The following is a 6,659-nucleotide window of genomic DNA, read 5'->3' on the forward strand; positions in this document are numbered from 1 at the left end:
CGCCCCCCCGCCCCCGATGACACCGACCCGCCGCACCCTCCCGTTCCCGCCCAGCGCCACCGCGCCAGAAGATGGACACGACGCCACTCTTAAACCCGGCGTCGTGTCCACAACCTGGCGCGCTGGCGGCGCCACGCACCCCGCACATACGAAGGAGGCGCGGTGCCGGCACCAGCCGACCCGCGCCTCCTCGGCGTCAAAAGCGGGGTCAGTGGCGACCCGCACCCTTGTCGTTCGCGTCGTCGGTGGCACGCGTGACCGGCTCGCCCTCGACGGTCGCGCGGTCGTTCTTGTTCTTGTCGCCGCGGGTCTTCGCGAGGCTCGCGACCGTGGCGACCGTGATCGTCGCGCCGATGAACAGCAGCGACAGCCAGATCGGGATCTCGGGCACCCAGAGCAGCGGCTCGCCGCCGTTGATGAAGGGCACCTCGTTGACGTGCAGGGCGTGGAAGACGAGCTTCACGCCGATGAACGCGAGGATGACGGCGAGACCCTGCGACAGGTACACGAGACGCTCGAGCAGACCGCCGATCAGGAAGTACAGCTGGCGCAGACCCATCAGCGCGAAGGCGTTGGCGGTGAAGACGATGTACGCCTCATTGGTCAGACCGTAGATCGCGGGGATCGAGTCGAGCGCGAACACCAGGTCGACGAAGCCGATGGCGATGACGCAGAGCAGCAGCGGGGTGACGAAGCGCTTGCCCGAGATCTTGACGGTGAACTTGTCGCCGTTGAAGTCGTCGTGCACCGGCAGGATGCGGCGCGCGATGCGGACGAACATGTTGTCGGCCGCGTTCCCGCCGTGGTCGCCCTTGAGCTGCTGGTAGGCGAGCACGAACAGCAGCGCACCGAAGATGTAGAAGACCCACGAGAAGTTCTCGATCAGGGCGGCGCCGGCGGCGATGAAGCCCGCGCGCATGATGAGCGCGATGACGATGCCGATCATCAGCACCTTCTGCTGGTACATCCGCGGGATGGCGAACCCGGTCATGATCAGCAGGAACACGAAGAGGTTGTCGATCGACAGCGCCTTCTCGGTCAGGTAGCCGGCGAAGTACTCGCCGCCGTAGCCCCAGCCGTTCGTGACGCCGATGCCGACGCCGAACAGCAGTGCCAGGCCGATGTAGAAGGCCGACCAGCGGGCGGACTCGCCGATCGTGGGCTCGTGCGGCTTGCGCACATGGGTGAAGAACTCGTAGACGAAGAAGGCGATCGTCACCGCGATGGTGATGAGCCAGGTGGTCAGCGATATGTTCACGGGGTTGGGCTCCGGGTTTCGGGCTGGGGCTGTGAGGCGCGTTGGCGGTCGGTGAGCGGGGTTGCATCGACCGTCGGGATGACTCCCGAGACGAATCTACGTGAGAGTCCGCTGTGGGCGTGCCGCCAAGCAGCCGCCACGCTCCTGTGAAGCTGCAGAGCGTGCAAAGTCCTGGTCAGGCCGCGATCAGCGCTCGACGCCCACGCGGTCGAGCTCGGCGCCGATGCCCGTCAGCACGCGGGTCATGTAGGGCCCCCAGGCGAAGCGCACGATGCCGCGCACGATCGCCCCCGCGCCCGGCTTCGCGGTGAACGAGTACCGCCAGCGCACGCGCGTCCCGTCGCCGTCCGGCATGTAGCGCCAGGCGGCCCGGCCGCCCGAGACGAGCTTCTCGAGCGGCCCGCGGAAGTCGGTCAGGTCGTAGATGAACAACGAGGGCGTGTCGACCCGGGTGACGGTCTCGCGCACCGACCCGCCGCCCGAGAGTTCGAGGAGGCGCGTCTGACCGGGTGCGTCCCACCCGCCGGTCTGCTCGTGCACGGCCTGCACCTCGGGCAGCGGTCCCCACTTCGGGTAGAAGCCCACGGGGTCGAGCGGGGTGCCGATCTCCCAGGCGCGGTGCAGCGGCGCGGTGGTCGTGATCTCGCGGGTGGCGCTCGCGGTGGTCGTCATGCCCGGTGGTTCGGAGTCGCGGCCCGGATCGGCAGGAGGCGCGGTGCGAGCGGGTGCAGGAGGCGCGGTGCGAGCAGGTGCAGGAGGCGCGGTGCGGCCGACCCGCGCCTCCTCGGCTCCGCACCCGCGCCTCCTCGGCTCCGCGCGCTGGCCGCCGATCATCGAACACCTTTTGCATGTGCGTCGACAGAAGTAGTTGAATGGTGTCCGGCGTTCACATCGGACCACCGGAACGAAGGAGTATCCCCATGAGCAGCTCACCCTCAGTCCAGCTCTACAGCGTGCGCGACGCGATCTCCGCCGACCTGCCGGGCAGTGTCGCCCGTCTGGCCGAGATCGGCTTCACGAAGGTCGAGCCGTACGGCTTCGCCGACAACCCCACCGACATCGCCGCCGCGCTGACCGCGGCCGGTGTCACGGCGCCGACCGGTCACAGCGCCGTGATCGACGCCGACGACTCGCAGCGCGTCTTCGACGCCGCGAAGGAGATCGGTCTCGAGACCGTCATCGACCCGTTCATCCCGAGCGACCGCTGGCAGACCGCCGACGACGTCAAGGCGATCGCCGAGCGCGTCAATGTCCTCGCCGACGAGGCCGCCGGTCACGGGCTCCGCTTCGGGTACCACAACCACCAGTGGGAGTTCACGAACAAGGTCGACGGCCGCCCCGTCTACGACCTCTTCGTCGAGCTGCTCTCGCCCTCCGTCGTGCTCGAGCTCGACACCTTCTGGGCCACCGTCGGCGGCGCCGACACCCCCGCCGTGCTGAAGTCGCTCGGCGACCGCGTTCAGTTCCTGCACATCAAGGACGGCAAGGTCAGCGGCGACATCGCCACGGCCCTGCCGAGCAGCGAGAGCGCACTGATCGTGCCGGAGGCGCTGGCCGCCGCATTCGAGAACCAGACCCCGGCCGGGCAGGGCGACGTCGATGTGCGCGCGATCCTCGCCGCCGCACCGCACGCCCTCCGGGTCGTCGAGTTCGACGCCTACTCGGGCGACGTGTTCGAGGGCATCGCCGCGTCGTACGCGTGGCTCGCCGAGAACGACACGGAGGCCACCGCGTGAGCGCCGCATCCGCCTCCTCGTCCTCCGCCGCCTCCTCGTCGGCCTCGTCGGCCGCTCGCGGTTCGGGGCCCGTCGGCGTCGGCGTCATCGGCGCGGGTGTCATCAGCGGCACCTACCTCGAGAACATGACGAAGTTCGCCGACCTGAAGGTGCTCTTCGTCGCCGACCTCGACCTCGATCGCGCTCGCAGCCAGGCCGAGACGTACGGCGTGCCCGGGCACGGCACGGTCGACGAGCTGCTCGCGATCGACGAGATCGAGATCGTCGTCAACCTGACCATCCCGGCCGTGCACGCCGAGGTCGGTCGTCAGATCATCGCCGCCGGCAAGAACGTGTGGAGCGAGAAGCCCCTGGCCCTCGACCACCAGTCGGGCAGCGACCTGCTGGGTGCGGCCGACGCCGCCGGCGTGCGCGTCGCGTGCGCGCCCGACACGGTGCTCGGCGCCGGCATCCAGTCGGCCATGCGGGCCATCGCCCGCGGCGACATCGGCGAGCCGCTCTCGGCGACGACGATGTTCCACGTGCCCGGCCCCGAGTCGTGGCACCCCAACCCCGACTTCCTGTTCGCCGTCGGCGCGGGCCCCCTGTTCGACATGGGTCCGTACTACGTCAGCACGCTGGTGCACGCCTTCGGCTCGGCCAGCAGGGTGAGCGCCGTGTCGTCGAAGTCGTTCGACACGCGCACCATCGGCAGCGGTCCGCGTGCCGGGCAGACGTTCCCCGTCGAGGTGCCGACGCACCACGCGGCCCTGATCCAGTTCGAGGGCGGGCAGTCGGCGCAGTCGACCTTCTCGTTCCAGAACGCGCTGCCCCGGGCGGGCTTCGTCGAGATCAGCGGCACCGAGGGCACCATTGTGCTGCCCGACCCGAACATGTTCGAGGGCGACTCGACGCTCTGGCGCTTCGGCCACGACGAGCCCGAGACGCTCACGGCCGTCGCGTCGACGTACGGTCGGGGGTCGGGCGTGCTCGACCTGGCCCGGGCGATCCGCGGGGGCGAGAGCGAGCGGGCCAGCGGCGCGGTCGCGGCGCACGTGCTCGACGTGCTGCTCGCCGTGTCGGAGGCGGCCGAGAGCGGCGCCGTCGTCGACGTGGCGTCGAGCGTGGCGAAGCCCGCGCCCCTGCCCGAGAACTGGGACCCTGCGGCCGCGACGCTCTAGCCGCGCCGCTGTAGCCGCAGCCGGTCCGCACCTCCTGACCCGCGCCTCCTCGGCCTGCGTCGCGACGGCGCCTGCCCATGAACCCCGTTCGCGAAGATGAACCACGATATATCGCGGTTCATCTTCGCGAACGGGGTTCTTCGCCGCTAATGTACGTTCGTACACAGCGCCGCCCGACCCAGCGCGCCACCCAGCACCGCACCCCGCACCCCGCACCCCGCACCCCGCACCCCGCACCCCCACCCCGCACCCCGCACCCGCACCCCGCACCCGGAAGCCCCCATGAGCACGACGACGTCTCGCCCCCCGGTCCCTCGCGACATCCAGCGTGCGCGCTGGGCGGTGTCGCTGCTGTTCCTGACGAACGGCGCGATCTTCGCGAACCTGCTGCCGCGGTACCCGGCGATCAAAGACGGGCTCGGGCTGTCGAACGCCGAGTTCGGGGTGGCCGTGGCGGCGTTCCCGCTCGGGGCGATCGTGGCCGGGCTGGCGGCGGGGCTGCTGATCCGCAGGTTCCGGTCGTCGCGGGTCGCCGTGGTCGGCACGATCATCACCGGCCTCGGAGTCCTCACCGCAGGTGTCGCGCCGTCGTGGGCGCTGCTGGCCGCGGGTCTCTTCCTCGCCGGAGCGATGGACGCCATCACCGACGTCGCCCAGAACTCGCACGGCCTGCGGGTGCAGCGGCGCTACGGGCGATCGATCCTCAACTCGTTCCACGCCGCGTGGAGCGTCGGAGCCGTCATCGGCGGCCTGATGGGCGGTGCGGCCGCGGGGCTCGGCATCCCCACCCCCGTGCACCTGTCGGTCTCGGCCGCGCTGTTCTGCGTCGTCGCGCTGCTCTCGTACCGCTCGATGCTCGCCGGCCCCGAGCCGACCGACGAGAGCGAGGCGGCCGACGCCGAGGCGTCCGGCACGAGCGCGGCCGACGGCCGGGCAGCCGACACGGGCGCGGCCGACGGCGGAGCAGTCGACGGCCGGGCAGCCGGCACGGGCGCGACGAACGCCGAAGAGACGAGCACCGCAGCAGCCGAGGAGGCGCGGGTCGAGTCGAACCCGTCCGTCGCGTCGGTCGCCGCGGTCGCCGGCCGCTCCGCCCTCCGCTTCGGCACGGTGGCCGTGCTGGCCGCCCTCGTGCTCGTCTCCATGGGCGCGGCCATCGTCGAGGACGCCGGCAACACCTGGGCCGCCGTCTACCTCTCGGGCTCGCTGGGGGCGAGCATCACGATCGCGTCGCTCGGGTTCGTGTCGCTCGCGGGCATGCAGCTGATCGGCCGACTGGTCGGCGACGTCATGGTCGACCGGCTGGGGCAGCGCACCGTCGCCCGGATCGGCGGCGTGCTGGTCGCGGTCGGCACGGGGCTCGCGCTGGCGTTCCCGTCGATCCCCGGCACCATCATCGGCTTCGGTGCGGCCGGTTTCGGCGTGGCGACGCTCATCCCCGGAGCGATGCACGCGGCCGACCAGCTGCCCGGCTTCCGTCGCGGCACCGGTCTGACGCTGCTGAGCTGGCTGATGCGTCTCGGGTTCCTGTTCTCGCCGCCGCTGGTCGGGCTGATCGCCGATGCGACCTCGCTGCGCTGGGGTCTGCTCGTCATGCCGGCCGCCGGAGTGAGCGTCCTGCTCCTCGCCGGAGTGCTCGCGCGGCGGGTGCCCCATGGGGCCGCCGTCCACGACCCCCGGGCCTGACCCGCGCCTCCTCGGTGTCCCCCGACCCGCGCCTCCTCGGCGTCCCGGTTCAGGAGGCGCGGCGTACTCTCGCGCGCATGGAACGGCGAACCGAACCCGGCGATGCAGGAGGCGCGGGTCGGGCCGGAGGCGCGGCGAGCGACCCCCGCGTGGCCGCGGCCCGCTACCGCACCGACGGTGCGGCTCCCCCCGCCGACGCTCCGACCGACAACCGCACCGCGGCCGAGATGCGCGCCTGGGCCCGCACGGCCATCGACCAGGCGATCGCGCGCGGCGACTTCGACGACCTGCCGCTGGCCGGCAAGCCGCTGCCCGGTCTGGCCGGTGACACGGTCGACCCCGACTGGTGGATCCGGGGCCTGATCGAGAGGGAGGGGCTGACCGGGCTCGCGCCTCCTGCGCTGTCGTTGCGGACGGAGCACGCGTCGTTCGAGCAGACCCTCGACGGGCTGTTCGCCGAGGCCGCGGTGCGCGCGCACGTCGACGACTACAACGCGCGGATCGTCGAGGCGCGGCGGCAGCTGCGCGGCGGGCCGCCCGTGGTGACGCCGACGCGCGACGTCGACGCCGAGGTGCTGGCCTGGCACCGGCGGCGCGCCGAGCGTCGTGCGCGCGAGGCCGCGGAGGTGCCGCCGCCCCCGCCGTCGTGGCGCGAGCGCCGCGCCCTCCGCCGAGAGCTGCGCCGCCGCCGCGCGTAGCCCCGCTGCGCTCGCCCGTCGGGGGTTCGGCGGGTTCCCGCTCTGGGTTCGGCGGGTTCCCGTCATCCTCGGCGGGTCAGCGCTGACCCGCCCCCCAAGACACCAACCCCCCGCACCACGC

6 protein-coding genes are annotated in these 6,659 nt (G+C 71.9%); 4 read left to right on the forward strand and 2 right to left on the reverse strand.

Annotated features, from left to right (window positions below; translation table 11 throughout):
* Window positions 1-208 precede the first annotated feature (208 nt).
* Both ACZ6JE_RS14900 and ACZ6JE_RS14905 read right to left on the reverse strand, forming a co-directional pair.
* Window positions 209-1,258, reverse strand: a complete 1,050-nt coding sequence (locus ACZ6JE_RS14900) for a TerC family protein (protein WP_463463745.1) — start codon at window positions 1,256-1,258, stop codon at window positions 209-211.
* Window positions 1,259-1,444: 186 nt separating this feature from the next.
* On the reverse strand, window positions 1,445-2,092 hold the full coding sequence (locus tag ACZ6JE_RS14905; protein ID WP_464319437.1) for an SRPBCC family protein: 648 nt from the start codon (window positions 2,090-2,092) through the stop codon (window positions 1,445-1,447).
* A gap of 86 nt (window positions 2,093-2,178) precedes the next feature.
* Here ACZ6JE_RS14905 and ACZ6JE_RS14910 point away from each other — a divergent pair, with 86 nt between their 5' ends.
* From ACZ6JE_RS14910 to ACZ6JE_RS14925, 4 genes are all read left to right on the forward strand, one after another.
* Window positions 2,179-2,994, forward strand: coding sequence for a sugar phosphate isomerase/epimerase family protein (locus ACZ6JE_RS14910; RefSeq protein WP_192061277.1), 816 nt, complete (start codon window positions 2,179-2,181; stop codon window positions 2,992-2,994).
* A gap of 86 nt (window positions 2,995-3,080) precedes the next feature.
* Window positions 3,081-4,154: a Gfo/Idh/MocA family protein gene (locus ACZ6JE_RS14915; protein WP_464319440.1), complete on the forward strand. Its 1,074-nt coding sequence runs from the start codon at window positions 3,081-3,083 to the stop codon at window positions 4,152-4,154.
* Window positions 4,155-4,436: 282 nt separating this feature from the next.
* Window positions 4,437-5,840: an MFS transporter gene (locus ACZ6JE_RS14920; protein ID WP_464319438.1), complete on the forward strand. Its 1,404-nt coding sequence runs from the start codon at window positions 4,437-4,439 to the stop codon at window positions 5,838-5,840.
* A gap of 77 nt (window positions 5,841-5,917) precedes the next feature.
* Window positions 5,918-6,538 carry a DnaJ family domain-containing protein gene (locus ACZ6JE_RS14925; protein WP_464319439.1) on the forward strand — a complete coding sequence of 207 codons (621 nt, stop codon included), beginning with the start codon at window positions 5,918-5,920 and terminating at the stop codon, window positions 6,536-6,538.
* The last annotated feature ends 121 nt before the right edge of the window (window positions 6,539-6,659 follow it).

It is taken from the genome of Frigoribacterium sp. AC759, assembly GCF_979256015.1.